Below are 24,677 nucleotides of genomic sequence, written 5' to 3'. Positions count from 1 at the left end.
CACAATAAATATTGTGAGCTCTTTGATAAAAAATGAATAAATTAAATAAAGATAATTTACTCATGAGAGAACTTCCAAACCTCATCCCAGGTAGTACGAACATGGGGAGCAGCTGGAACCAAAGAACGTTGAGTCATATTATACTTAATTGTCAACATTCTTTTACTTGCATCATAAGCATTTACCTTTCCAGTTGGGTCCAATCGAGCAGCTCTTGTATTAGCAGGAGTACCATAATAATTAGTTACACCAATTACCTTATCTGTTGCTAAATCAAATTCAAAAACAGGAGCAAATGAACCGTAACCCGATAAGCCTGTACCACCTCCAGTTGAAATAGGAATAAAATAATCAGCCCAAACAGTTGGATCATAAACTGCACATTTGGTTGCAGAAACGGTCTTCAAGGTTAATTCTAAATCTGCACCTTGCGTCTTTAAATTATCCGTTGCGTGTGTTAAAGTTGGATTAACAATATCTTCCATTGTGCCAGTAACCACATAAGTTCCATCATATTTATTTTTGATGGAGATTTTAGTAATAATGGTAGGCTTGTCCTTTGATAATAAAGTACCGCCTGCATCTACTACTTTAAATGCCATCGCAAACTTTTTAGATAAATCCCACTTCGCTCCATTCAAATTGATAACGAAGTTTTTAGCAAAATCACCTGAACCAAAAGTAATCGTATATTTTGTACCATTTTTAACGATACTTGGATTTGCTGCCAATGTGTAAATATCTGAAGGTAACACTTCATAATCCGTTTCATTGTCTGTATTGTATTTGGCAATTAATTCAGGAGCTTCCTGAATCGTAATCGTTCTAGTTGCCTTTAATTCAGCATTTGAATTCGGATCACGACGCAAATCAAATAAACTAATTTGCTTTGTGTCTAAAAACGGCAAATAAAATAAAGATTGATCAGGACCATCTTGAAATTTCAACAAGGGAGAACCTGCATCACCTAATGGAGTAACTTCGTCTTTGATACATGACTGCATCAAAAACGTCGCTAGGAACATTAATGAAAGGAATAATTTGATCTTTTTCATATTATAAATATTTTAAAAATTTTAAAATGGGGAAATATTAATTATTCCACCAAACTTTAGAATCTTGTGTATCTCCACCTGAAAGTGCACTAACCGCTGCTTCTACATTCGCTTTGTTCGAAGTAAATTCACCAGAACCATAGGTATATCTTCTTGGAATTTGCTTAGAAGCATTGGTCGCATCAGGCGCAGGAGTTAATTCAGGATATCCTGTCTTTCTCCAAATATTCCAAGCCTGCATACCATCTGGATAATGCGCTATGTATCTTTGAATAGCAATTTTCTTTAAATTACCAGCAGCACCTGCAGATTCTAAAGCTACAGTTGCCTGACTCAAATAATCGCCCGGTAAAGTAATTCCCCATTGCTCATGAGATAATGCAATACCTGTAGAATATACGGTTGCCAATGTTTCATTTGTCCAGCCATAATTCGCTGCCTCAGCTCTAGCCAATGCAATTTGACCTGCTGAAATGATCATAACACTACCATTTTCTTTTCTGAAATCACCACGTAAAATACGTGCCCAGTTCGTATTAGCTGACGTAAATGCTTCAACTTTTGCACGAACTAATCCATAAGGAACTCCTACTGCAGAGGTTTCTGATGCATTAGCAGCAGTTTGATCTTGTGTTGCACCTCCAAATGCTTTCTGACGACTATCTCCTAAAGAAGCCATTAAGTCTGTCATAGGCTTGCTTTCACCATAATCTTTACGACCATTGTATAAAGCGAACCAAGAACTCTTGTAATTTCCACCAGGGAAATTCAACACCATGTTCTGAGCATTGGATTGAATGTAACCACCTGCATCAGATAATGCTTTTGAGAATTCTGAAGCTGCATAGCCACCAGCTGCTGGAAAACGCTTTGATAATTGCAATGACATCAACATTCTCATAGAGTTAGCTGCACGCTTCCAAGAAGCTACATCACCTGCATAAATCAAATCACCTTTGATTGCCGAAGCATCAAACGATGCAGCAGCTTTTGTCAAAGCAGCAATCATTCCTTTGTAAATATCCTCTTGACGATCATATTTAGGATTGGCATTTTTTGCTCCTTGTAATGCCTCAGAATAAGGAACATCTCCCCATCTATCGGTAATTGTCCAGAAGATATATTGTTGCAAAATCTTAGCAACTTGAGTCATGTTATTGCTCTCATTCTTATCAATGATCACTTGCAAATCTTGCAATGGACCTGCATATTCTCCAACAAACTCAATTTGAGGTAAGCTGTATAATGATGCATCTGTATATTGAGTTTCTGAGAAATATTGACCGTATAAACCTGGTCTCACTGAAGCCGCATAACCACCTAAACCTGATTGTACATTGGCCATTAAAGCCGACAAAATAGGATCAGATGTGGCAGCTGGATTGACGTTGGTATCACCAAAATCATCCAATTTGGTACATCCCTCTACCCCTAAAAATAGTAGCGAAACGAATATATATATTATTTTCTTTTTCATGTCTTTTATAATTTATGAATTCAAATTAATTAAAATCCAAATTTGATATTGATACCATATCCACGTGTTCCAGGCCATTGTCCTGTTTCTCCGCTGACAGCAGAAATCTCTGAAGGATCAAAATCTTTCGTAGTTGCATAAATTAAAACTGGGTTTCTAGCAACCAAAGAAACATTTACGTTTTGGAAATATTTGCTCATACCTAATTTCTTAACTGGCAAATTATATCCAAATGAAATCTCTCTAATTTTAACGAATGTCAAATCATAAATATATGGATCAAATGTTTTGTTGTTGTAAAGGTTATGGAAGTAATCCTGTGCTTCAACATAAAAATCAACAGGCTCTCCTTTTTCATTTACACCTTTGGTATGAATACCACCACCATCTGCTACTGCATCACGGATTGGGTTTCCTTTATCATTGACAGTTGCTGTTTGAGCTGTTAAACCTGAGAATGATCCCCACATGTTAGACAATGACGCAAACTTTCCACCAATTTGGAAGTCCATGTTAACATTCAAAGTAAAGTCTTTCAAGAAAGTAAATGAGTTTTGCAAACCACCTGTATAATCTGGCAATACACTACCAAAGTATACCTTAGGATCGTTCACATAAAATCCACTTGCATCCAATACAGGTTGTCCGTTGATACGCTTAATACCATTTCCGTATAATTGTCCCCAACGCTTTCCTTCTGTATGTACCAAATATGGCATCGTTGAACCCCAAACACCTTGAACACTTGAAGTTTGAGTAATACCATACTTCGGAGATAATGACACGATATCATTTGCTACTAACTTAGAAATTGTTCCTGTAATTTTCCAAGAAAAATCTTTCGTTACAATCGGACGTCCATTCAATTGAATGTCCAAACCTTTCTTAGCAATCTCTCCAATGTTTGTCAATAAAGAGGTATAACCACTTGCTCCGTTTACACTTAATGCATAAGGGAAATTCTTTTCAGATCCTTCCCAATAAGTAGCAGAGAATCCTACACGGTCATTCAAGAAAGATAAGTCTAAACCAACCTCACCTTGTGTTACTACCGAACCAGAAATATTAGGATCTACTAAAGTATTAGATGCAGACATCAAGAAATTACTTCCCCACTTGTATTGTCCTAAACTGTAAGCAGAACCTGGGAAACGGTATGCACCGAATGTCTCATTGCTTGTTCCCAATGCTTTTGGAATTTCTCCCCACGATCCTCTTAATTTACCGTAGCTAATCCAAGGCAATGTTTTAGAAATCAAATCACCGAATACAAATGATAAACCTGCAGATTTTGACATCACAGAGTTAGCATTTTTCGGCAATGTAGAATACCAGTCATTACGTACAGTTACATCGGCAAATAAAATATTCTTATATCCAAATGTACCTTTTCCAATTAAAGCACGGTATTTCTCAGTCAAACGATCGTTACCGATAGTAGCTGGATCCACCGAGTTCGTTACTGTGAATAAATCAGAAACACTTAAACCGTTGTTTGTGTTAGCTGAATTACTTACATAATTCCACTCGAAAAAGTCTGTACCAACGTTAGCATCAATCGTGAAATCTTTGATTTTTTTGCTGTAGTTAGCAAACAATTCCATATTAGTACGATCAGAGTAAGTTTGTCCTGTGTAGTAATATCCTTTTGCTTCAGGTGAATTACCTGTTGTTTGCAAACCTGACTCGTTTAAGCGAGAGCTATAACGATAATCAGACATACCATTATTTTGCTGCTTTCTATAAGTAGCTGTAATTTTCAAATCGTCATTTACTTTGTATGTGAAAGCCACATTACCAAATAAACGATTTCTAGAATTTGTTTGATTAACTAAATCAAACCAAGAGAAAAAGTTATACCAGTAGTTACCTGCATAAAAGTTTCTTGGATTAGATGCGTCATAAGCATCTGGATTTGCGTGATTCCAAGAAGCATAAATACCATCTGGAGTTCTTAAATCTTTCAACTCTTTCATGATATTCATATCCAAATCTCTATGAAACCATTGGTTAAATGCTCCAGAAGATTGGTTAGAATAACCATCATCAATTTCTCCTTTTTGAACTTGACTAATATAATTGATGTCCGCACTAATAGATAAATGCTTGTTCAAATTATAAGAAGTTAATACGTTCAAGGTATTTTTATTCAATGAAGTATTAGCTAATAAACCATCGATTAATTGATTTCCATAAGTCAATTTGAATTTCAATTTATCTGTTGCAGAATTAATTGTAAAACTGTTGTTTTTAGTTACACCTGTTTGATAAAAATCACGCGCATTGTTTGGCTGAGCAACTAATGGAGCTGTCTTGAAAGAATACTTGCTTCCACCATACCAAGCATACCAAGGGATATACTCTTGTCCAACCATTCTAGGTCCCCAAGAAGCATCATCACTATAATCATGGTAATATTTACCATCTAATGCTTTCCAATCTTCTGGCTGACCAGCCTTCCACTTGTATTGCATCAAATCTGCATTCGCACCACCAGCATAAGAGTTTTGGTAATTTGGCAAAATATAAGGTGTTTCAAATAAAATACCTGTATTTAATGTCACTCCAATTCCTTGCTGATTCGCAGTTGCCTCTTTCAATGTAATGATGATTGCACCATTAGCACCTTGAGAGCCAAATTGAGCTGAAGCTGCAGCACCTTGTAAAACGGTTACGTTTTCAACATCATCTAAGTTGATATCATCACCGTTTGGAAGAATAGTACCATTTACAACATAAAGAGCACCATTACCCAAACCAAAACCAGATACACCACGTAAACGAACTTCAGTAGAACGTCCTAAAGCAGCAGCTGATTGTGAACGAACTTGAATACCTGAAACCTTACCCGCTAAGGCATTGTTTAAATTCGTTTGACGAATCGTATTCAAAGCTTTTTGGTCAACAACTTGATCATTGTTCGTAGAAGATCTTGCAGTACGCTTAGTTCCATAAGCACCCGTTACTACTACTTCATTTAATTCTGAAGCATCTGACTCTAACACTACATTGATTACTGATTGATTTCCTACAGCAACTGTTTGTGATTTATGACCCACAAAAGTAAACTGTAAAGACGCACCAGGTGCGATGGTAATTTTGTAAGTACCATTAACGTCGGATGAAGTACCCCGTGAAGTACCTTTCACGCTAATGTTTACTCCAGGAAGCGGCATGCCGTCCTCTGAGGAAGTTACCTTACCGGTCACTTGCCTGTTTTGGGCCAATAACGAACTGAAAGCGGTCGCTACTAGTACCCATACTAGTAAGAGTTTTTTCATGTTTTTTAGTTTAATGAATGATATATTTAAACACTTTATGAGGCAAGTTAATTTTTTTTTCAAAAATCACAAAGAAAAATTTTAAAAAATAGGATTCTACCCAAAGAATATTGCACCGAATACGCTTCTTGCCCTTATTAATTTGGAGAATTCTAATTTGACTTTAAATTAATTAATAATGACATTTAAAGCCAAAACCCCCAATAAGCCTACAAATGACACGATTGTTTCCATGATGGACCAAGAACGCATGGTCTCTTTCACGCTGATATTAAAATATTCTTTGAAAAGCCAAAAACCAGGATCATTCACATGCGAAAACATTAAACTTCCTGCTCCAATGCTTAAAACCATCAAATTCGGATCAACTCCACCCGCCTGAATGATAGGAAAAATCATCCCTGCAGCTGTTAAACCTGCAATTGTCGCTGAGCCTACGCAAACGCGGATAATACCGGCTGTCATCCAACCCAAGACCAATGGTGGGAAAGGCAACTCCAATAAATAACCCGCTATTTCTTTGCTGACACCTGAAACTAACAAAATTTCTTTCAAAGCTCCCGCTCCTGCTGTAATTAACAAAACCATCCCAACTTCTTTTACCGATTCTGTATATACGTTCATTATTTCTTCCATTTTTTTGCCCATCCTTAGTCCAAGTGTATAGGTAGCTATGATAATGGCAATCAACATAACAATAGCTGGATCAGCAATGAATTTCACGATGGGTGAAAGAGACGATTTAGAACCAACTAAAAACTCAAAAACGGTGGTTAAAATCAACAAAAAAACAGGAAATAAAGCAGTAATAAAACTCAAAGCCTTGCTTGGCAATTCTTCCACTGACTTTTCAGCCGTATTGAAAACGCGCAAAGGACGAATAGGCATATTTTTTAATGTTTTAGAAAATATGGGTCCTGCTAAAATAATCGCTGGAATCGCGACAATGATACCGTATGTTAAAGTGGTACCCATATTTGCACCAAACTGACTCACCAATGCTGCTGGAGAAGGATGGGGCGGCAGGAATCCATGCGCCACCGACAAAGATGCCATCATGGGAATTCCCGTCACAAGTGGATGTAATTTAAATTGATGAACCAAAGCAAAAATCAAAGGAATCATTAAGACAAACCCAACATTGTAAAACAAAGGTATTCCAATGATAAAACCTGTTAACATCAATCCCCAAGCCATATTTTTTTGACCAAAAACATTGATTAAGGTTCTAGAAATTTGTTGGGCAGCACCACTCTCCGCAACCAATTTACCCAACATTGCCCCTAAAACAATGATGGTTACCAAGGACCCTAAGGTATCTCCTATTCCTTTTTGAACGGATTTCGCTAAATCGATGAATGGAATCCCAAGAAGCATCCCAGCTGATAAACTAATAATCAAAAAAGCGATGAAAGGATTTACTTTTAAGTAAGTGATTAGAAAAACTAATAAAATGATGCAAATAATTACAATGCTAATAGCCATAATGTATTTAAATAGGTTCTTATCACAAATAAACAAAAAATTAGAGAAAATAAATACCTTCACAGTACTTAAGTAAATTTGTAAAAAGGAATTTCGTACTTTTGCCGTCTATCTTTCAAAATAGTTTATGTACCAATATTTAGCCCCTCAACATATTAAAGCTTTCATACAAGCTGCTTTAATAGAAGATGTCGGTCCAGGAGATTTTACGTCACTCTCGACTGTCCCACCTGACAAAAGAGGGATAGCACAATTGTTGGTGAAAGATCATGGTATTATTGCTGGAGTAGAATTAGCTAAGACTATTTTTCAAGAAGTGGATTCTGATATGATTTGTCGGACATTTATTCCTGATGGGCAGCGAATTGAACCAGGCCAAATTGTATTAGAAGTAGAAGGCAAAGCTCAATCCATTTTAAAAGCTGAACGTCTTGTACTTAATTGTATGCAAAGAATGTCGGGTATCGCGACATACACTCATTCTCTTGTCAATATATTAGAAGGAACCAGAGCTAAATTGTTAGATACTAGAAAAACAACTCCCAATTTCCGTTTAGCAGAAAAATGGGCTTGTAAAATTGGTGGTGCTACGAATCACCGTTATGCACTTTTTGACATGATTTTGATCAAAGATAACCATGTCGATTTTGCCGGGGGTATCAAAAATGCCTTACAACAGGCTCAGAAATACAACCTAGAAAACCAACTCGATTTGGATATAGAAATAGAGGTCAGAAATGAAAAAGAGTTGGAAGAAGTTTTAGAAATTGGTGGAGTTCAACGAATTATGTTGGATAATTTTAGTCCAGCCCGCCTGAGAGATGCTATTCGGAAAATAAATGGTCGATTTATCACAGAGGCTTCTGGAGGGATCAACGAAACTACTCTTCGTGCATTTGCAGAAACGGGAGTTGATTTTATTTCCGTTGGAGCATTAACTCATCAAGTAAAAAGTTTAGATTTAAGCCTTAAAGCCAAATACGAATGAATTTAGCAGAAGAAGCAAAAGAAGTTGGTTATATTTCTCGCTCAACACCAAAAGATCAAGCATTAATTGATGCCATCAAGCAATTGAAAAAAGAGAAAAATGCGGTTATTCTTGCGCATTATTATGTAGATGGGGAATTACAAGAATTAGCAGATTTTGTAGGTGATAGTTTGGGGCTTTCTCAGGCAGCAGAAAAAACAGATGCTGATTTAATTGTTTTTTGTGGTGTTCATTTCATGGGAGAAACAGCTAAAATTCTTAATCCAACGAAAAAAGTGGTTGTTCCCGACTTCAATGCAGGATGTTCGCTTGCTGATTCTGTACCGACTGATGAATTTATTGCTTTAAAAGCACAGCATCCCAATGCAGTTGTTGTTAGTTACATCAATTGCTCTGCGGAAATCAAAGCTTTAACAGATATCATTTGCACTTCTTCGAATGCTGTTCAAATTGTAGAATCCATACCAGCAGATAAAGAAATCATTTTTGCACCTGATGCCAATTTAGGTAGATATGTAGAGCATAAAACTGGTAGAAAAATGATCCTCTGGGAAGGTGCGTGCATGGTGCATATTGACATTTCTTTGGAAAAACTAAAGCAATTACGCTCAGATTATCCTGATGCGCTTTTAATTGCACATCCTGAATGCAAAGAAATCATATTAAAAGAAGCAGATTATGTGGGATCTACCACTGCCCTACTTCAATTTGTCGAAAAATCGCCAAATAAGACCTTCATTGTAGCAACAGAAGCTGGTATTTTGCATAAAATGAAACAAGCTGTTCCTAATAAACACTTGATTCCTGCACCAGCTAATGAACAAAATTCATGCGCTTGCAGCGAGTGTCCTTATATGAAAATGAACACCTTGGAAAAATTATACAACGCTTTGTTTTATGAATTACCCGAAATTGAAATCTCGGAAGAAATCAGAAAACCAGCTTTTAAGGCTTTGAAGGCGATGTTAGAGATAAGTGCGAAATAGGTAAGAGGTAAGAGGTAAGAGGTAAGAGGTAAGAGGTAAGAGGTATTTTCTCTTTTCTCTTTTCTCTTTCCTCTTTTAATTAATGTAACTCAAAAATCACCTCAATTTCCACTGGAATATTATCTGGTAATGTGCCCATGCCGACAGCGCTTCTAGCACCAATGCCCATTTCTTCCCCCCAAATTTTTGCAAAAAGCTCACTGCATCCATTAATGACATAAGGGTGACGCTCAAAATCGGATGTGCAATTCACCATTCCTAAAATTTTAACCACTCTTTTTACTCTATTAAGGCTTCCTAATTGAGCTTTTAAAGTAGATAAAATCGTTAAACCCACTTGCTGAGCAGCTAATTTACCTGCTTCCATGTCGAAATGTTCTCCCACACGACCAATGATTAAATCACCATTTAATTGCACCGGACCATGCCCTGAAACATAATATAAATTAACCAGCTGTAAACCTGGCTTATAAACGCCTAAAGGTTTTGGGGCTGGTGGCAATGCTAACCCTAAACTTGAAAAACTTTCTTCTGGTGTCATTTTTTATGATGTAATTGATGTATTATTTCTGAAATTAATCCTGTCCAACCTGTTTGGTGATTCGCCCCTAAACCTTTACCAGTATCTCCATCAAAATATTCGAAAAACAAATTAGAGCCATGAAATTCAGGATCTTTTTGCATTTTTTCGTATTCACCGTACATAGGAATTTGTCCGTCTTTATTCGGTAAAAACAAATCAATTAGACGTTTGGAAACTCCTTCTGCGGCAGTTTTGATATTGACCATACTTCCTGAATTAGTGGGATATTCCACTTCATAATCCGAACCATAATAGTCAGAAAATTTCTTCAAGGAATCAATCAATAAATAATTCATTGGAAACCAAATCGGTCCTCTCCAATTGGAATTACCTCCAAACATTTCACCCGTAGATTCTGCTGGAGTATAATCAACCTGAACGGTTCCTCCATCAAAACTAAATTTATATGGATTTTCTTTATGAAATTTAGACATCGATCGAATTCCAAAATCAGAAAGAAATTCGGTCTCATCAAACATCCGTTTCATGATCATTTTCATACGATGTCCACGTAAAATAGACAGTAATCTACTTTCTCCTTTTCCTGGTTCATACCAGCGAGAAATAAGATTAGCCAAGTCAGGTCGATTATTCAACACCCATTCCACTCGACGTTTAAACTGTGGTAATTTGTCCAACAAATCATGTGTAATAACTTCTACGGCAAACAAGGGAATTAGGCCTACCATTGAACGCACTTTTAACAACATCGCGCTACCATCTTCTTTGTGCAACATATCATAATAAAACTGATCATCTTCGTCCCATAGATTCAACTTCTCTCCACCCATGTTTTGCATGGCTCCCGCAATATGCAAGAAATGCTCAAAAAACTTAGAGGCCATATCTTGGTAAACGGGTTTTTCCAATGATATCTCACAAGCTATTCGTAACATATTTAAACTATACATGGCCATCCAACCTGTACCATCTGCCTGTTCTAAGTGACCTCCAGTTGGTAAAGTAGCAGAACGATCGAATACCCCAATATTATCCATCCCCAAGAAACCACCCCCAAAAATATTGTTCCCCCCTTCGTCTTTTAAATTAACCCACCAAGTAAAATTCAACAATAATTTATGGAAAATACGCTCTAAAAAAGTGAGATCTCCAACTCCATTATTCATTTGTTTGTCGATCTCATACACCTTCCATGTAGCCCATGCATGAACAGGAGGATTCACATCGGAAAACGACCATTCATAAGCTGGAATTTGGCCATTCGGATGCATGTAATATTCACGCAGAATTACGGCCAATTGTCTTTTGGCAAAATCTGGATCCAGGCGCGCCAAAGGAATGGTATGAAAAGCGAGGTCCCAAGCTGCAAACCAAGGATACTCCCATTTATCTGGCATCGATAAAATATTAGCAGCGTACATGTGCCTCCATGTGCTATTTCTACCTGCTTTTCGACTAGCATGTGGTTTAGGCATGGCAGGATCTCCTTTGATCCACTCAAAAACATTGTAATAATACCATTGTTTGGTCCAAAGCATTCCAGCGTAAGATTCACGTTGAATTTTCTTCAAACTTTCCTCTTTTAAATCGCCATGTAATTCATCATAAAACTCATCGGCCTCTTTGATTCTTTGTTCAAATATTTGATCAAAATCTTCAAAAGGTTGACGAAGCGTTTGAGCAGAAAAACGTAAACGATATTCTTTTTTACCTCCAGCTGGAATTTTATCTGAATATTTAACAGATGCTTTTGTACCGATATGATTGGGATTAACAGCACCCTTTTTCTTATTAACGACATATTCATTGATACCATCTTTAGTAAAATGGCTTGGGTTAGAAGAATGATACAAACGTTCATTGTTGGTCTCATTGTCACAAAACAAAAATTCCTCTGCATTTTCAGCATACAATTTAAAACGCCCAACCACACGATGATCTACTTCAATAAATGAATGTCCAACTCCCGTTAAAATGGGTTTGTATTGATAATTCTCATAGCCCCAACACCAAGTATTTCTGTACCAAATCGTAGGTAAAACAGTAATTGGCGCAGCAACTTTCGATTTATTATGAACAGTCACTTTAATCAAAATATCTTGTTCATCGGCTTTGGCATATTCCATCACGATATCAAAATATTCGTCTTTATCGAAAATGCCCGTATCCATCAACTCGTATTCTGGCTCTAATCGACTCCTTTTTTGACTTTCATCAATCAGTTTTTGGTAAGGAAAGGTTTGATGAGGATATTTATACAACATCCTTTGGTAGGAATGTGTTGGCGTTGAATCTTGGTAATAATAGAGTTCTTTTACATCTTCGCCATGGTTGGATTCCGCTGGTGTTAATCCAAAAAAACGTTCTTTTAAAATATGATCACGATGATTCCAAAAAGAAAACGCAAAGCACACATGTTGTTTATTATCAGAAATTCCCCCGATTCCTTCTTCTCCCCAACGATAAGCCTTTGATCTTGCCATATCATGAGTAACAGATCCCCAGGCATAACCACTTTCGGAATAATCTTCACGAACAGTTCCCCACTGACGTTCAGTCAAATAAGGTCCCCATTTCTTCCAACCTTTATTATCGTCTCTCGTTTTTAATCGCGCACGCTCAGCTCCAATTTCTGACATATTTCAATTTTATATGAATGCATTCTAGTTTGTAAACTTCAAATATATTGATTTCAGACAAAACTAATAATAGTAAGCATGCAAAATGGTTAATAAAGAATTAAAAATTAAGAATGTATAATTTAGAATTGAAATCCTTCAATTTCAAATTCTAAATTATTGTAAATTGCAGAAAAAAAAGCATGAAGTTGATGACTTCCATTCCCATTCCAGAATCACCAACTAAAATAAATCATTCTGATGCTATTTTAAGTATAGGTTCTTGTTTTTCAGAAAACATAGGTAACCTCCTGGAAAAATTACCTATAAACATCTTAAATCAACCTTATGGAACTTTATTTCATCCTAATTCAATTCAAAGAAGTTTAGAAACAACGACTCTCAAAAAAGAAGAATTAATCAATCAAAATGGTTTTTTTGTTCATCCAAATTTTCATTCACAATTTACTTCATCATCGGCAGAAAAATTGGAAAATGAATTGCAGGAAATTCAAGCATCGACCTCATCTTTTATTCAAAAAGCCAATTGGATGATTATTACCTGGGGAACTGCTTTTTACTATTTTGACAAAAATCTACAAAGACCAATAGCCAATTGCCACAAACAAGCCAATTCTCTATTCGAAAAAAAATTAAGCAGTGTACAAGACCTCAAAAATGAAAATCTTTCCTTTTTCGAGAAATTAAAAAAACTAAATCCTCAATTAAATATCATTTTAACTGTTTCACCTGTTCGACATACCAAAGACGGAATGATGGAAAATTCGATTTCTAAATCAACTTTGCGCCTTGCGGCTGATGAAATTTGCCGAGAATTAAACTTTGTCCATTATTTCCCTGCCTATGAAATCATGATGGATGAATTAAGAGATTATCGGTATTATGGTCCTGATTTGATTCATCCGAATGAAACAGCCATTCACATAATTTGGGAGCGATTTATCGCCACTTATTTCAACGAAGAACTTTTGAACATTGATAAAATTTGGAATAATTATTTATCCAGCATTCATCACAGACCACATCCCGAAAAACAATCGATTCAAAACGCGCTACTTGAAAAGATATTAGATGAAATCAAGACAAAATATTCCCATTTAACGATTGAAAAAACAGAAGAAATCATAAAGTCGAGAATTTTACCGATTAGTTAATTGGAATGGAAAAAGAATTTCAAAATACCGTATATTTGAGGTTTGAAAGGAAAAATCGAATATGGGAGAATTAAGTGTAACTAAAGAAATCATTCTTGGCGCCTTGAGTACTGTTCAAGAACCTGATCTTAAAAAAGATTTGGTCAGCTTGGGAATGATTAAAGATATTGAATTAGGAGTAGGCGAAGTGCGATTTACAGTGGTTTTAACCACACCCGCTTGCCCGTTGAAAGAAAAAATCCGTCAAGATTGTGAAAATGCAATTAAAAATTTGGTTCATCCAGATTTGAAAATTGTTATCAATATGACGGCTGAAGTGACTAGTTTGCAACAAAGTGATCCATTGATTCCTGGAGTAAAAAATGTCATAGCTGTGGCCTCCGGCAAAGGAGGAGTTGGAAAATCGACCGTTACTGCCAACCTAGCCATGGCCTTGAAAAATTCAGGAGCTAAAGTGGGAATTTTAGATGCGGATATATCTGGCCCGTCTATTCCTGTTATGTTTGGTGCTGAGGATATGCAACCTTTGGTTCAAGAAGTAAATGGTAAAAATAGAATTCAGCCAATTTTACAATACGGGATTAAAATGATTTCTATGGGCTTTTTAGCTCCCACGGAAAGTCCTGTGCCTTGGAGAGGTCCAATGATGACCCAGGCGCTTCGTCAGTTTTTTGGAGATACCAATTGGGATGAATTAGATTATTTGTTAATCGATTTACCTCCAGGAACGTCAGATATACATTTAACCTTGGTTCAATTAATCAAATTGACAGGTGCGGTAATTGTTACAACTCCACAAAAAGTAGCTCTTTCAGATGCGACTAAAGGATTACAATTTTTCAAACAAGCAGGGATCAATGTCCCTATTTTAGGCTTAGTTGAGAATATGGCCTATTTTACCCCAGAGGAATTACCTGACAATAAATATTACTTGTTTGGAAAAGATGGGGGTAAATCATTGGCTGACAAATACAAAGTGCCATTTTTAGGAGAAGTTCCACTTATTCAAGCCATCAGAGAAGCAGGAGATGAAGGCAAACCTATTGCATCTGCGGAAAGTCCAAGTGCCACTGCTTTTAAAAATATCGCTGAAAATTTAGCTCAACAAATTGCGATTACCAATTCCAAAGCACCCAACAATTAATAAGTAAAATGGAAAATCATCCTTTGTATACAAAAATTCAATCTGCATTAGATAGCATCAGGCCTTATCTGATTGCCGATGGTGGAAATGTGGAAATTGTGGAAATTACAGATGAAAATATTCTTCGACTCAATTTATTGGGTGCTTGTAAATCGTGCAATATGTCTGCCATGACTTTCAAGGCTGGCGTTGAGGAAGCCATTCGTAGAGAAGTACCTGAAGTTTCTTCGGTAGAAGATGTTAGTCAAAGATTTTAAAACAGCTTACATATGCGCATAGGAATATTTTTTGGAGGCCCTGCTAGAGAAAGAGAAATCAGTTTTGCTGGTGGTAAAACAGCGATGGCTCACATCAATAAAGCCCTTTTTCAACCTATACCTGTGTTTGTAGATGGATTGGGGAATTTTATATTGATCAAAGAAGAATTACTTTTTCAAGAATCAATCAGAGATTTCTATCCACCTACCTCCTATCAAAAAGCTCCATTTTCCGTTTATATTGAATCATTAGATGAACTTTCTAAGGAAGATTATTCCCAAATAATTGCAAGCATAGGGCAAAGAATAAGTCCAGAAGAATTTTCAACTTATTTCGATTTCGCCTTCATTGCTATGCATGGTCCTGGTTGTGAAGATGGAAGCATTCAAGGATTATTAGAATGGTATGGAATTCCTTATTCTGGTCCGAGTATCTTAGGATCAGCCATTGGAATTGATAAATCGAAACAAAATGAATGGCTTCAAAAAAGCGTTGGGTTAGAGAAGAAATATTTTGTTTTACAAAGAGACGATTACGAAAAATATGGTCGAGAAACCTTATTTGAACAAATAAAAAAAGAAATAGGCATTCCATTTGTTGCAAAAGCGCCACACCAAGGATCTTCCATCGGATTGGCATTTGTAAAAAAAGATTCATTGGAAGATTTTGATCAAGCCATCAAAAAATGTCTATTTTGTCAAGAAATATACCGTGAAAGTTGGTTACAATTTTCGCAAGAAGATAAAATAACGCTTCTTCAAAAAATGGTTAATTTGGATGAAGGAATTGGTTTTCCAGTAGTATTTCAAAAGAAAATATATCTTCATCCGAGTGATTTACTTTTTGATTTAGAAGCCTATTTCCAGCAAACAGTTACGAAAGCAAGTATTCAATCTGTCCATTCCGAAGATGCGATTTTATTGGAATCTTTTGTCAATGGAAATGAATTTAGTTGTGGAGTCATCCAAACCCCAAAAGGCGAGGCTGTTGCCTTACCTCCTACAGAAATAGTGATAGATGAAAGCATTGAGGTCTTCGATTTCAATGCAAAATATAAATCCAAAGCTACTCGGAAACGAATTCCTATGGACGCGACACTTCCGCACTTACACGAAATTCAAACACAAGTTAAAAAAGCCTTTGAAGATCTTGGATTTGGTGTTTGTACCCGAATTGATGGCTTTTTAACCTCGGAAGGACAAGTAGTGCTTCATGACCCTAACACTATTCCGGGGATGTCGCCGAGTTCTTTGATCTTCAAGCAAATGGCTGAAATTGGCTTGAATGTAACAGACTCGCTAACTTATTTTATCCGTCAATCTGTTAGGGAACGAATGAGATCGGGTAAGAATTACCATGCTTTCCGCTTATTGTTGGAAAAACTAGATCATCAGATTGAAAGTGTTTTAGAAGAGAAACGCTCCAAAGATTGCATAAACATTGAAATTTCAGGCGAAAACGAAGAGGCTTTAGAATTAAGTTTTCAAAAGGCAAAAATGAAAGCGAACGAATTAGCCGCTTTGGGTAATATTCAATTTAAAGTAACAACACCCATGGAAGTAGAGGAAGGTGAAGTGGAGTATACGCTTAATATGGCTCAACTATCCAAAGACTCTGCAAAAGAGATGATGGAAACCATTAAAAAAGGAGTTCACCCTTTGATTGCCAATACTCGACAAAATGCTGCAAGTATTACTAACTTTTTCACTATTTCTAACGTATAATTCATGGAAATCAACCCACTCCAATACCCCATAGGCCGATTTGCTGCACCAGAAGTTATCACTAAAGAAATCCGTACAGAGTGGATAAATATTCTAGGTGATTTCCCTAAAAAATTACAAGATGTTGCTGGTCAATTGACAGAAAAACAGCTAGAAACACCCTACAGAGAAGGAAGTTGGACAGCCCGTCAGGTTATCCACCATTTATTTGATAGTCATATTCATTGCTATGTTCGTATTAAAGCAGCCTTAACAGAAGGAGAAAATCCAGAAATAAAGGATTATAATGAAAATGCTTATGCAATTTTAAGTGATGGTCAGCAAGCTCCTATTGAAATGTCGATTTTGGGAATCCAAGGGCTTCATGCAAGATGGGTCTATTTACTAAATACTTTGCAAGAAGAGGACTGGGAAAAAACCTATTTTCATCCAACAAGGGGAATTACTTACCCGCTTGATCGTGTATTGGGAATTTACGCCTGGCATTCTATGCATCATTTGGCACATTTAGAAATCATCCTTCAAGCTTAATAAATCACTTTATTGAATATTTTGATAAAAATTTAAATGAAATATGTTCTACATTTCATCCATTGGTCCTATGAAAGGAACGCATCATTCAAAACAGTAAAATCATCAAACAACTGAACTTTTAAACACATAAATTGCAGGGGGAAAGGGGCCACATACCCCCTAAATAATAAAAATTAAATCAACTAATTAAAAACTGATATTTTGTATCGGATTATTGATTTTCTCTATCGATTTCCACAAATACGCTCACCTATCGTTTGTAACGAATATTCACCACTCGTCACAAGGTACTATGTAATACAAAGTACATCAAATACTTTTGTTTCAAAATAATGCAACCTTTTATTTTGAAATACATCTTATGAATTTTAATTATCCCTTTTATTCAATCCGCCCAATGAAAGTAATTTTCAGTTTACTATTTTTATCAATTATCCTATTTAATTCACAAGCCCAAAATAGCATCAGTTTCCATGTTAAGGATAATCAAAAACAAGCTATTCCATTTGCAACGATTCTAATCAAAAAATCAACAGATTCAACTAGCATAAAAGGCTTTATAAGTGATGAAAATGGGTTTTTCAAAGCTGAAAAAATTCCAGCTGGACAATTCAATTTTAAAATTCAAGCAACTGGGTTTTCTGCAAAAGAAATTAAATCAGTAGAAATAAGTCCAATCAGTCAACTCGATTGGGGAGATATTATTTTGAACAATTCAACTACAATTTTACAAGAAGTAAAAGTCAGTGCTGCCAAACCTTTGATTGAACGAAAATTAGATAAAACCATCGTTAATGTAGAGAATTCGGCATTGGCTGCAGGAAACACTACATTAGAACTTCTAGAGCGGTCATCTGGGATTATAGTCGATAAAGATGGAAACATTAGTATCAAAGGTAAATCTGGCGCCAAAGTATTGATTGATGGCAAAATATCTTATTTAACTGGCGCTGAATTAGCTAATTATTTACGAAACCTACCTGCTGATCAAATTTCACAATTAGAAATCATGTCGAATCCTTCCTCTAGATACGATGCGGCCGGAACAGGTGGCCTAATCAATATCAAACTAAAAAAGAATGCCAATATTGGGATGAATGGATCAGCCAATATCACCTATGCACAAGGATTTTATGCCCGAGAAGCACTTGGTTTAAATTTGAATTATAGAAAAAATGCTTGGAATGTATTTGGAAATGCATCTGCAGGATCAAGACCCATGATGGAAAAAAATTATTTATTAAGAAGGTTTCCTGCTCAAAAAGAACAATTTGAACAACATTTTAGCTACCCCAACAAAAATCAAAATGCACAAATCAAAACAGGGGTCGATTGGTATTATTCGACCAAAACAACATTTGGAATATTACTATCAGGCGCTTATACATTAGATAAACTGAATAATGGATTAAACGAAACAGTGCAATCCAATGATGCAGGCAAAGTATTAACCAGAACCAATACTTATAACTCTTTCCAAATGCCAAATTACAATTATGCAACTAATTTCAATTTCAAGCATAGTTTTGATACAACTGGCAGAGAAATAACGGTAGATTTAGATTATGCTAAATTCAATTACGATAATCAAAATGACTATATCGCTTCCTATATGTATGGCGATTTCACTAAAATCATTCCTGATACCATCATCCGAGTCAATTCTTTGTCGAATATCGATCAATATTCATTAAAGGCAGACTATTCAATTCCTAGCTTTTGGAAAGCAAAATGGGGATTAGGAATTAAATCATCTTATGTAAAAACTGACAATGATTTGCAATTCAGAGGAAAAACAGAATACGAAAACAATTATAATTTTTTAGCAGAGCAGGCGAATCGATTTATTTATTCGGAACAAATTCACGCTGGATACATCAACTCAGAAAGAAAGATTGGAAAATTTAGCTACCAATTAGGTTTAAGAGGTGAAATAACTATTGCAAATGGTACTTCGAAAGCCTATATCAATCAACCAGATTCATCCTTTCATCGAAATTATGCACAACTTTTCCCAAGTGCATTTTTACAATATGATGCTGGAAAAAACCATAGTTTGGGCTTTAATTATTCTAGAAGAATCGACCGACCAGGTTATTCAGATTTAAATCCATTTGTCTTTTATATCGATAATTATACTTACAACGTAGGAAATCCACTATTAATGCCTCAATTAACCAATTCGTTTGAACTAAGCCATACCTATCAAGGAGGCATTTCAACGACATTGGGATATAGCGTAACTGACCAAGTCATCACGCAATTATTAAAACAAGACACAGAAACGAGGAGAACCTACCAAACAACCGCCAATTTAGCCCAAAGAACTACGTATAGCCTCGGATTTTCATTACCTATTCCGATTAAAAATTGGTGGACTAGCAATACAGATATTTTCATCAATCAAGCACAATTAATTGGAAAGCTGGCAAGTAATCCCATCAATACAACAAAAAACATGTTTTACATTGCTACTAATCATACTTTCACTTTACCCAAAGAATATAAATTTGAAATTGGTGGAAATTATTTTTCAGGAGGACTAGAAAGTGCCTTTGTTTTTGGTGCAGGCGGAGCATTGAATGTGGGAATTCAAAAAACAATGATGAACAAACGAGCTACACTTCGATTGAATGCACAAGATATTCTCTACACAAGTAATCCAGAAGTAACGATTAAATATGCTGACCTAGACGTCATTGTTCGACCTAAAAATGACTCTAGAGTTTTCAGAATCAACTTTGCCTATCGATTTGGAAATAGCTTAATCAAAAGCGAAAGACAAAGAAGTACGGGATTGGAAGATGAGAAGAATAGGGTGAAAAAATAGAAAAGATGTATGATGTATGATGTATGATGTAAGAGGTAAGAAAAACAAAGAGTTTTACATCATACATCATACATCATACATCAAAATTTCTATCTCGGACCGCCGAAGCCTCCGCCTCCTCCACCCATACGACCACCGCCCATTCCAGGCATCATCATAGGTTGAGCTGCAGGTGCTGGGGTAGCATCACCACCATCTTTTGTGTCGTCGTTAGAAACAGATTTCTTTTTCTTAGTTGGTCCAAAACTCATTTTTCCAATACGGTAAGAGAAATTAATTTTGAAATTCATGTTTCGCATGGTATTCTCAGACAATTGATATAAGGTAGCAGTTTTGGTTTCATTACGCATCACAAAACCATTCGGAGTTAAGAAATTCTCTGCCCCAAATCCAATACTTCCTTTTTTGTTTTTAAAGTCTTTCTTGAAACTCAAGCTATACATTCCAAATCCACCTTGTGAGCCTTGCAATTGAACTTGGTTAACTCGATAAAAAGAAAATACTTGAGCGCCCCAGCCATTTCCAATGTTATAATTACTGAAAATTCTAAAATTTGATTGCAAACCTTCATTTTTAGCATTCAATAATGGATCTGGATTGTTGTTAGCTAAAACCATATAAGACAAATCGCCGCCTCCACCTAACATCAATTTATTGGACAAATTCACATTCAAATTAAGGTTCCATCCATAAGCATCTTCATTTCCAATGTTCATTGAAGTAGTCTTGATAACATCTCCAATCACTTGACGAATTCTACTGATCGCACCCGTTGTATTTCTCACGAAAAAGGAAGAAGAAATATAGGTTTGCTTAACAAATTTACTGTATGAAACTTCGTAATTATTGGTGTATTCAGGAGCCAAATTAGGGTTACCTACTGAAATATTCAAAGGATTCGTTGCATTTACGTTAGGATTTAAGTTCTCAATTCCTGGGCGTTGAATACGGCGATTAAAGCTAAAACGCCATGTACCTGATTTAAATGATTTAGAAAAATTCAAACTTGGAACAAATACTCCATAAGATGGAATAACTGTATTTTGATTCGATTCTTTATTTTTAAAATCTGCTGTAATATCTGTGTGCTCAAAACGTCCTCCCGCCTTAATGCTCCATTTATTTTTAGTTGTTAAAGTATAAGAACCATAAGTTCCCCAAATATTTTGATTATAATCGAAAACGTTACTTGGTAATGAAGCTAAATTGACTTTCTGATAAACGCCATCTGATCCAGCCTGAAAGGATTGGTAATCTGAAGTAACTTCTCTAGAAATAATTTTTGCCCCAAATTCGATCATCGACATTTTATTGATCGGTGTTTGGTAATCCATCTGGAACGTAGCCTCTTGATTGTAAGAAAGGTTTTCATTTTTCAAGGATTGAATTATCTCACTCATCGTTGATTTTGGATTCATCACCTGATTGTAAAAATCATTAGCTCTGTTGTTTCTACTATACATCGACAAAATGGAAAATTCTTTTTGAGCCTTTTCAAAAGTTCTTGTATAATCAACATTGATATCCACATTGGCCGATTGATCCAATGAATTCGTATTTCTTAAACTAGTCAACACATTGTTTCTCGTTTGACTTAAACCATCCTGCCAGTTATTTCCGTTTCTTAATCCAAAACGAACATTGGACGTAATAGAGTTACGCTTATTAATATCCCAGTCAAATCCCAATTGATAATTTCCAAATAATCCTTGACGTCTAGATTCAGCAGATTGAAGATTGACAGTTTCAACTCCATTAGAAATAGTTTTTTGAGTGCTCTCAAATTTCCCATTAACATTGTATTCTGTTCTTCCAAATCCTCCTAATGACAATCCCCAAGTTTTATTTCTAAAATTACCATTTAATGATAAATTAGATCCACGAATACCAGCACTAGAATCAAATGATAAAGTCAAACCTTGTAAGGTATTTTTCTTAGTAACAATGTTAATGATTCCCGCAGAACCTTCTGCATCGTATTTAGCTGATGGCGATGTAATTACCTCCACTGTTTTAATCATATCCGCTGGAATTTGCTTCAAAGCATCTGTAATGCTTGATGCCATGATCGTAGAAGGTTTATTGTTGATTAAAACTTTCACATTCGTACTTCCTCTCAAGGATGGATTACCGTCTAAATCGACAGACAACATAGGTACCTTTTTCAACACATCTGTTGCGTCTCCCCCACGGTTTGTTTGATCTTTTTCCGCATTATATACCGTTCTATCTACCTTTTCCTCAATCAAGGCACGTTGACCTTCTACCGTTACCTCTTGCAACATTTTAGTACTTGGCTGCATTTTAATTACTCCCAAATCGTGATCATCATTTTTTGAAGCCACTTCCACCAAAATTGTTTTACTCTCGTAACCAATAAATGAAATAACCAATTTATAAGAACCGACAGCTACTTTATTGATAACAAATTTACCCACTTGATCAGCTTGAGCTCCATCTACCGGGCGATTCGTCGTTTTATTGATTAAGGCTACTGAAGCAAAATCAACAGGTTTGCTATCCAATGAGTCTAACAAATATCCTACAATTTTTGCCGATCCTTTAGGAGCAGCTTGTGCAGTTCCAGGAATGACTGCTTCTTTTTTAGGTGCAGCACCAAATCCGCCAGGAATCTGAGCGAATAAAGACAAATTGATACTTAGGACGGATAATAAAAGGAATAATTTTTTCATATTTATTTTGGTAATTAGTAAGAATGAATTCTTTGATTCAAATTTAAAACCGACACAAAATTCAGTCTTATCAATATATAATTTCTTTTTTTGCGACCAAAACCTCTATTTTGTAGTTCAATTCAAGACTATTACAGAATCCACAAAATGATTTCAATCAAAACTCCTCGACTCGAACTTATTCCTTTGGATCATTCTTTGCTCCAAATATGGAATAAACAAGGACGTGAAGGCTTAGAAAAATCGTTGAATTTAAAACCTAACCCCTGGTTGGCTGAAAAGTTTTATGAAGATGAAACCAATCAAGCATTGATCAATTTTTGGCTTCCTATGACACACAAATTCCCCTTGGATTTTTTCTGGTACACAAATTGGGAAATTAAATTCTTAGAAAAATCCTGCTCTGTGGGGGGAATTGGTTTTTCAGGCTTGCCAAATGATCAAGGAAAAACAGAAATTGGCTACGTGATTGATCAGAAATACCGCCATTTAGGTATCGCAACAGAAGCTGTTACCTATTTAATTCAATGGGCTTCTCAAGATAAAGATCTTCAGTTTATAACAGCCGAAACGCCCCTTGAAAATCAAGGTTCCCAAAAAGTCCTAATAAAAAATGGTTTCGAGAAAACAGGCACCAGAGAAATTTTCGTCGAAGAGGTAATGCCTTTGGTTTGTTGGGAAAAGAAATTGAGGTAAGAGGTTAGAGGTAAGAGGTAAGAGGTAAGAGGTAAGAGGTAAGAGGTAAGAGGTAAGAGGTAAGAGGTAAGACTGTTTTCTCTTTTCACTTTTCTCTTTTCTCTTTTCTCTTTTCACTTGCCAAAACTATTTCCTCAAAAATCTTTCCAATCCTAAGACTTTTGGTAATTTTGCTAAATTATAAAAACAACATGCCAAAAGGCATATCTATTTATGTACAATTTCACTTCTGTTAAAGATGCCTACAATTTAGAGAACTTAGTAAAAGAAGCTCTCTTGATGAAAAAATCACCTAACTCAGATCGCACTTTGGGAAAACACAAGACCATGGGTTTATTGTTTTTCAATTCTAGCCTTCGTACCCGTCTTTCGACACAGAAAGCCGCGCAAAATCTAGGAATGGATGTGATGGTCATGAATGTTGGAGCAGATTCTTGGCAATTGGAAATGAATGAAGGTGTAATAATGAACGGTGACAAAGCAGAACACATCAGTGAAGCTGCAGCGGTCATTGGACAATATTGTGACATTGTTGGAGTAAGAAGTTTCCCTGGTTTATTGAACAGAGAAGAGGATTATTCGGAAAAAGTGTTAAACCAATTTATCAAATATACTGGTAAACCAATTGTTAGTCTTGAATCTGCAACGAGACATCCATTACAGTCTCTAACAGATTTAATTACTATTCAAGAGTACAAAAAAGTGGATCGTCCAAAAGTGGTTTTAACTTGGGCACCCCATGTTAAAGCTTTACCCCAATGCGTACCCAATTCGTTCGCAGAATGGATGAATTATGCGGATGTCGACTTTACCATTGCTCACCCAAAAGGGTATGAATTAGCTCCGGAATTTTCGGGAAATGCTAAAATTTGCTACGATCCAAAAGAAGCATTTGAAGGTGCCGATTTTATTTATGCCAAAAATTGGTCTTCGTATGAAGATTATGGCAAAATATTGAATTCTGACCCTGCTTGGATGGTTAGTATGGAAAAAATGAAATTAACCAATGATGCTAAATTTATGCATTGTTTACCTGTTAGAAGAAATGTGGTGGTGGAAGATGCTGTGTTAGATTCTGAACATTCCATCGTGATTCAACAGGCTGGAAATAGAGTTTGGGCTGCGCAAACAGTGATCAAAGAAATTCTTTTATCCCAAATGAAAAAGGAAAGTCCCTATCTTTTTTAAT

The 24,677-nt window shown here is 35.9% G+C and carries 17 protein-coding genes; 10 read left to right on the top strand and 7 right to left on the bottom strand.

From position 1 onward, the window contains the following. Nucleotides 1-56: 56 nt before the first annotated feature. The 4 genes from V7S79_RS08835 to V7S79_RS08820 all read right to left on the bottom strand — a co-directional run bounded on the left by V7S79_RS08835 (nt 57) and on the right by V7S79_RS08820 (nt 7,298). Complete coding sequence (locus V7S79_RS08835) at nt 57-1,055, bottom strand: DUF1735 domain-containing protein (RefSeq protein ID WP_459490217.1); 999 nt, start codon at nt 1,053-1,055, stop codon at nt 57-59. A 37-nt stretch (nt 1,056-1,092) separates the two neighbouring features. After that, entirely contained in the window at nt 1,093-2,532 is a 1,440-nt protein-coding gene (locus V7S79_RS08830) for a SusD/RagB family nutrient-binding outer membrane lipoprotein (RefSeq protein ID WP_459490216.1), read from the bottom strand. Between the two features lie 29 nt (nt 2,533-2,561). After that, nucleotides 2,562-5,813: a SusC/RagA family TonB-linked outer membrane protein gene (locus V7S79_RS08825; protein ID WP_459490215.1), complete on the bottom strand. Its 3,252-nt coding sequence runs from the start codon at nt 5,811-5,813 to the stop codon at nt 2,562-2,564. 168 nt (nt 5,814-5,981) lie between these two features. Next, nucleotides 5,982-7,298 (bottom strand): GntT/GntP/DsdX family permease, encoded by a 1,317-nt coding sequence (locus tag V7S79_RS08820; RefSeq protein WP_459490214.1) that lies wholly within the window; start codon nt 7,296-7,298, stop codon nt 5,982-5,984. Nucleotides 7,299-7,425: 127 nt separating this feature from the next. Between V7S79_RS08820 and nadC the strand changes: the two genes are divergently transcribed. Both nadC and nadA read left to right on the top strand, forming a co-directional pair. Further along, a complete protein-coding gene (gene nadC / locus V7S79_RS08815; protein ID WP_459490213.1) occupies nt 7,426-8,286 on the top strand; it encodes a carboxylating nicotinate-nucleotide diphosphorylase in 861 nt (286 codons plus the stop codon). Continuing rightward, nucleotides 8,283-9,272: a quinolinate synthase NadA gene (gene nadA, locus V7S79_RS08810; RefSeq protein WP_459490212.1), complete on the top strand. Its 990-nt coding sequence runs from the start codon at nt 8,283-8,285 to the stop codon at nt 9,270-9,272. The genes nadC and nadA overlap by 4 nt, the downstream gene beginning before the upstream one ends. A gap of 79 nt (nt 9,273-9,351) precedes the next feature. Here nadA and V7S79_RS08805 read toward each other — a convergent pair whose 3' ends face one another. Next, entirely contained in the window at nt 9,352-9,813 is a 462-nt protein-coding gene (locus V7S79_RS08805) for a RidA family protein (protein WP_459490211.1), read from the bottom strand. Continuing rightward, nucleotides 9,810-12,455: an MGH1-like glycoside hydrolase domain-containing protein gene (locus V7S79_RS08800; RefSeq protein ID WP_459490210.1), complete on the bottom strand. Its 2,646-nt coding sequence runs from the start codon at nt 12,453-12,455 to the stop codon at nt 9,810-9,812. Before V7S79_RS08800 ends, V7S79_RS08805 begins: the two co-directional genes overlap by 4 nt. A 182-nt stretch (nt 12,456-12,637) precedes the next feature. Here V7S79_RS08800 and V7S79_RS08795 point away from each other — a divergent pair, with 182 nt between their 5' ends. The 6 genes from V7S79_RS08795 to V7S79_RS08770 all read left to right on the top strand — a co-directional run bounded on the left by V7S79_RS08795 (nt 12,638) and on the right by V7S79_RS08770 (nt 20,099). After that, nucleotides 12,638-13,609 (top strand): GSCFA domain-containing protein, encoded by a 972-nt coding sequence (locus V7S79_RS08795; protein ID WP_459490209.1) that lies wholly within the window; start codon nt 12,638-12,640, stop codon nt 13,607-13,609. Nucleotides 13,610-13,670: 61 nt separating this feature from the next. Beyond that, nucleotides 13,671-14,753, top strand: a complete 1,083-nt coding sequence (locus tag V7S79_RS08790) for an Mrp/NBP35 family ATP-binding protein (RefSeq protein ID WP_459490208.1) — start codon at nt 13,671-13,673, stop codon at nt 14,751-14,753. Between the two features lie 8 nt (nt 14,754-14,761). Continuing rightward, nucleotides 14,762-15,010, top strand: coding sequence for a NifU family protein (locus V7S79_RS08785; protein ID WP_459490207.1), 249 nt, complete (start codon nt 14,762-14,764; stop codon nt 15,008-15,010). A 12-nt stretch (nt 15,011-15,022) separates the two neighbouring features. Next, the gene (locus tag V7S79_RS08780; protein WP_459490206.1) at nt 15,023-16,735 is read left to right on the top strand and encodes a D-alanine--D-alanine ligase family protein; all 1,713 of its coding nucleotides are present in this window, start codon (nt 15,023-15,025) and stop codon (nt 16,733-16,735) included. Nucleotides 16,736-16,738: 3 nt separating this feature from the next. After that, a complete protein-coding gene (locus V7S79_RS08775; RefSeq protein WP_459490205.1) occupies nt 16,739-17,266 on the top strand; it encodes a YfiT family bacillithiol transferase in 528 nt (175 codons plus the stop codon). A 400-nt stretch (nt 17,267-17,666) separates the two neighbouring features. After that, nucleotides 17,667-20,099, top strand: a complete 2,433-nt coding sequence (locus V7S79_RS08770) for a TonB-dependent receptor (RefSeq protein ID WP_459490204.1) — start codon at nt 17,667-17,669, stop codon at nt 20,097-20,099. Between the two features lie 89 nt (nt 20,100-20,188). On the opposite strand, the gene V7S79_RS08765 is transcribed toward V7S79_RS08770, so the two are convergent. After that, entirely contained in the window at nt 20,189-22,792 is a 2,604-nt protein-coding gene (locus tag V7S79_RS08765) for a TonB-dependent receptor (protein WP_459490203.1), read from the bottom strand. 147 nt (nt 22,793-22,939) lie between these two features. Between V7S79_RS08765 and V7S79_RS08760 the strand changes: the two genes are divergently transcribed. Together V7S79_RS08760 and V7S79_RS08755 are read left to right on the top strand one after the other, a co-directional pair. Next, nucleotides 22,940-23,488, top strand: a complete 549-nt coding sequence (locus tag V7S79_RS08760) for a GNAT family N-acetyltransferase (protein WP_459490202.1) — start codon at nt 22,940-22,942, stop codon at nt 23,486-23,488. Between the two features lie 213 nt (nt 23,489-23,701). After that, a complete protein-coding gene (locus V7S79_RS08755; RefSeq protein WP_459490201.1) occupies nt 23,702-24,676 on the top strand; it encodes a Rossmann-fold NAD(P)-binding domain-containing protein in 975 nt (324 codons plus the stop codon). Nucleotide 24,677: the final 1 nt, after the last annotated feature.

This window comes from Aquirufa sp. ROCK-SH2, from assembly GCF_054558315.1.
Note: the sequence above shows the minus strand (reverse complement) of the source record. Positions and strands in the feature narration are given on the sequence as shown.

What these genes read in the sequence shown, in the direction of transcription:
- V7S79_RS08835 (WP_459490217.1), bottom strand. Translation starts at nt 1,055, where the DNA reads ATGAAAAAGATCAAATTATTCCTTTCATTAATGTTCCTAGCGACGTTT.
- V7S79_RS08830 (WP_459490216.1), bottom strand. Translation starts at nt 2,532, where the DNA reads ATGAAAAAGAAAATAATATATATATTCGTTTCGCTACTATTTTTAGGG.
- V7S79_RS08825 (WP_459490215.1), bottom strand. Translation starts at nt 5,813, where the DNA reads ATGAAAAAACTCTTACTAGTATGGGTACTAGTAGCGACCGCTTTCAGT.
- V7S79_RS08820 (WP_459490214.1), bottom strand. Translation starts at nt 7,298, where the DNA reads ATGGCTATTAGCATTGTAATTATTTGCATCATTTTATTAGTTTTTCTA.
- nadC (WP_459490213.1), top strand. Translation starts at nt 7,426, where the DNA reads ATGTACCAATATTTAGCCCCTCAACATATTAAAGCTTTCATACAAGCT.
- nadA (WP_459490212.1), top strand. Translation starts at nt 8,283, where the DNA reads ATGAATTTAGCAGAAGAAGCAAAAGAAGTTGGTTATATTTCTCGCTCA.
- V7S79_RS08805 (WP_459490211.1), bottom strand. Translation starts at nt 9,813, where the DNA reads ATGACACCAGAAGAAAGTTTTTCAAGTTTAGGGTTAGCATTGCCACCA.
- V7S79_RS08800 (WP_459490210.1), bottom strand. Translation starts at nt 12,455, where the DNA reads ATGTCAGAAATTGGAGCTGAGCGTGCGCGATTAAAAACGAGAGACGAT.
- V7S79_RS08795 (WP_459490209.1), top strand. Translation starts at nt 12,638, where the DNA reads ATGAAGTTGATGACTTCCATTCCCATTCCAGAATCACCAACTAAAATA.
- V7S79_RS08790 (WP_459490208.1), top strand. Translation starts at nt 13,671, where the DNA reads ATGGGAGAATTAAGTGTAACTAAAGAAATCATTCTTGGCGCCTTGAGT.
- V7S79_RS08785 (WP_459490207.1), top strand. Translation starts at nt 14,762, where the DNA reads ATGGAAAATCATCCTTTGTATACAAAAATTCAATCTGCATTAGATAGC.
- V7S79_RS08780 (WP_459490206.1), top strand. Translation starts at nt 15,023, where the DNA reads ATGCGCATAGGAATATTTTTTGGAGGCCCTGCTAGAGAAAGAGAAATC.
- V7S79_RS08775 (WP_459490205.1), top strand. Translation starts at nt 16,739, where the DNA reads ATGGAAATCAACCCACTCCAATACCCCATAGGCCGATTTGCTGCACCA.
- V7S79_RS08770 (WP_459490204.1), top strand. Translation starts at nt 17,667, where the DNA reads ATGAAAGTAATTTTCAGTTTACTATTTTTATCAATTATCCTATTTAAT.
- V7S79_RS08765 (WP_459490203.1), bottom strand. Translation starts at nt 22,792, where the DNA reads ATGAAAAAATTATTCCTTTTATTATCCGTCCTAAGTATCAATTTGTCT.
- V7S79_RS08760 (WP_459490202.1), top strand. Translation starts at nt 22,940, where the DNA reads ATGATTTCAATCAAAACTCCTCGACTCGAACTTATTCCTTTGGATCAT.
- V7S79_RS08755 (WP_459490201.1), top strand. Translation starts at nt 23,702, where the DNA reads ATGTACAATTTCACTTCTGTTAAAGATGCCTACAATTTAGAGAACTTA.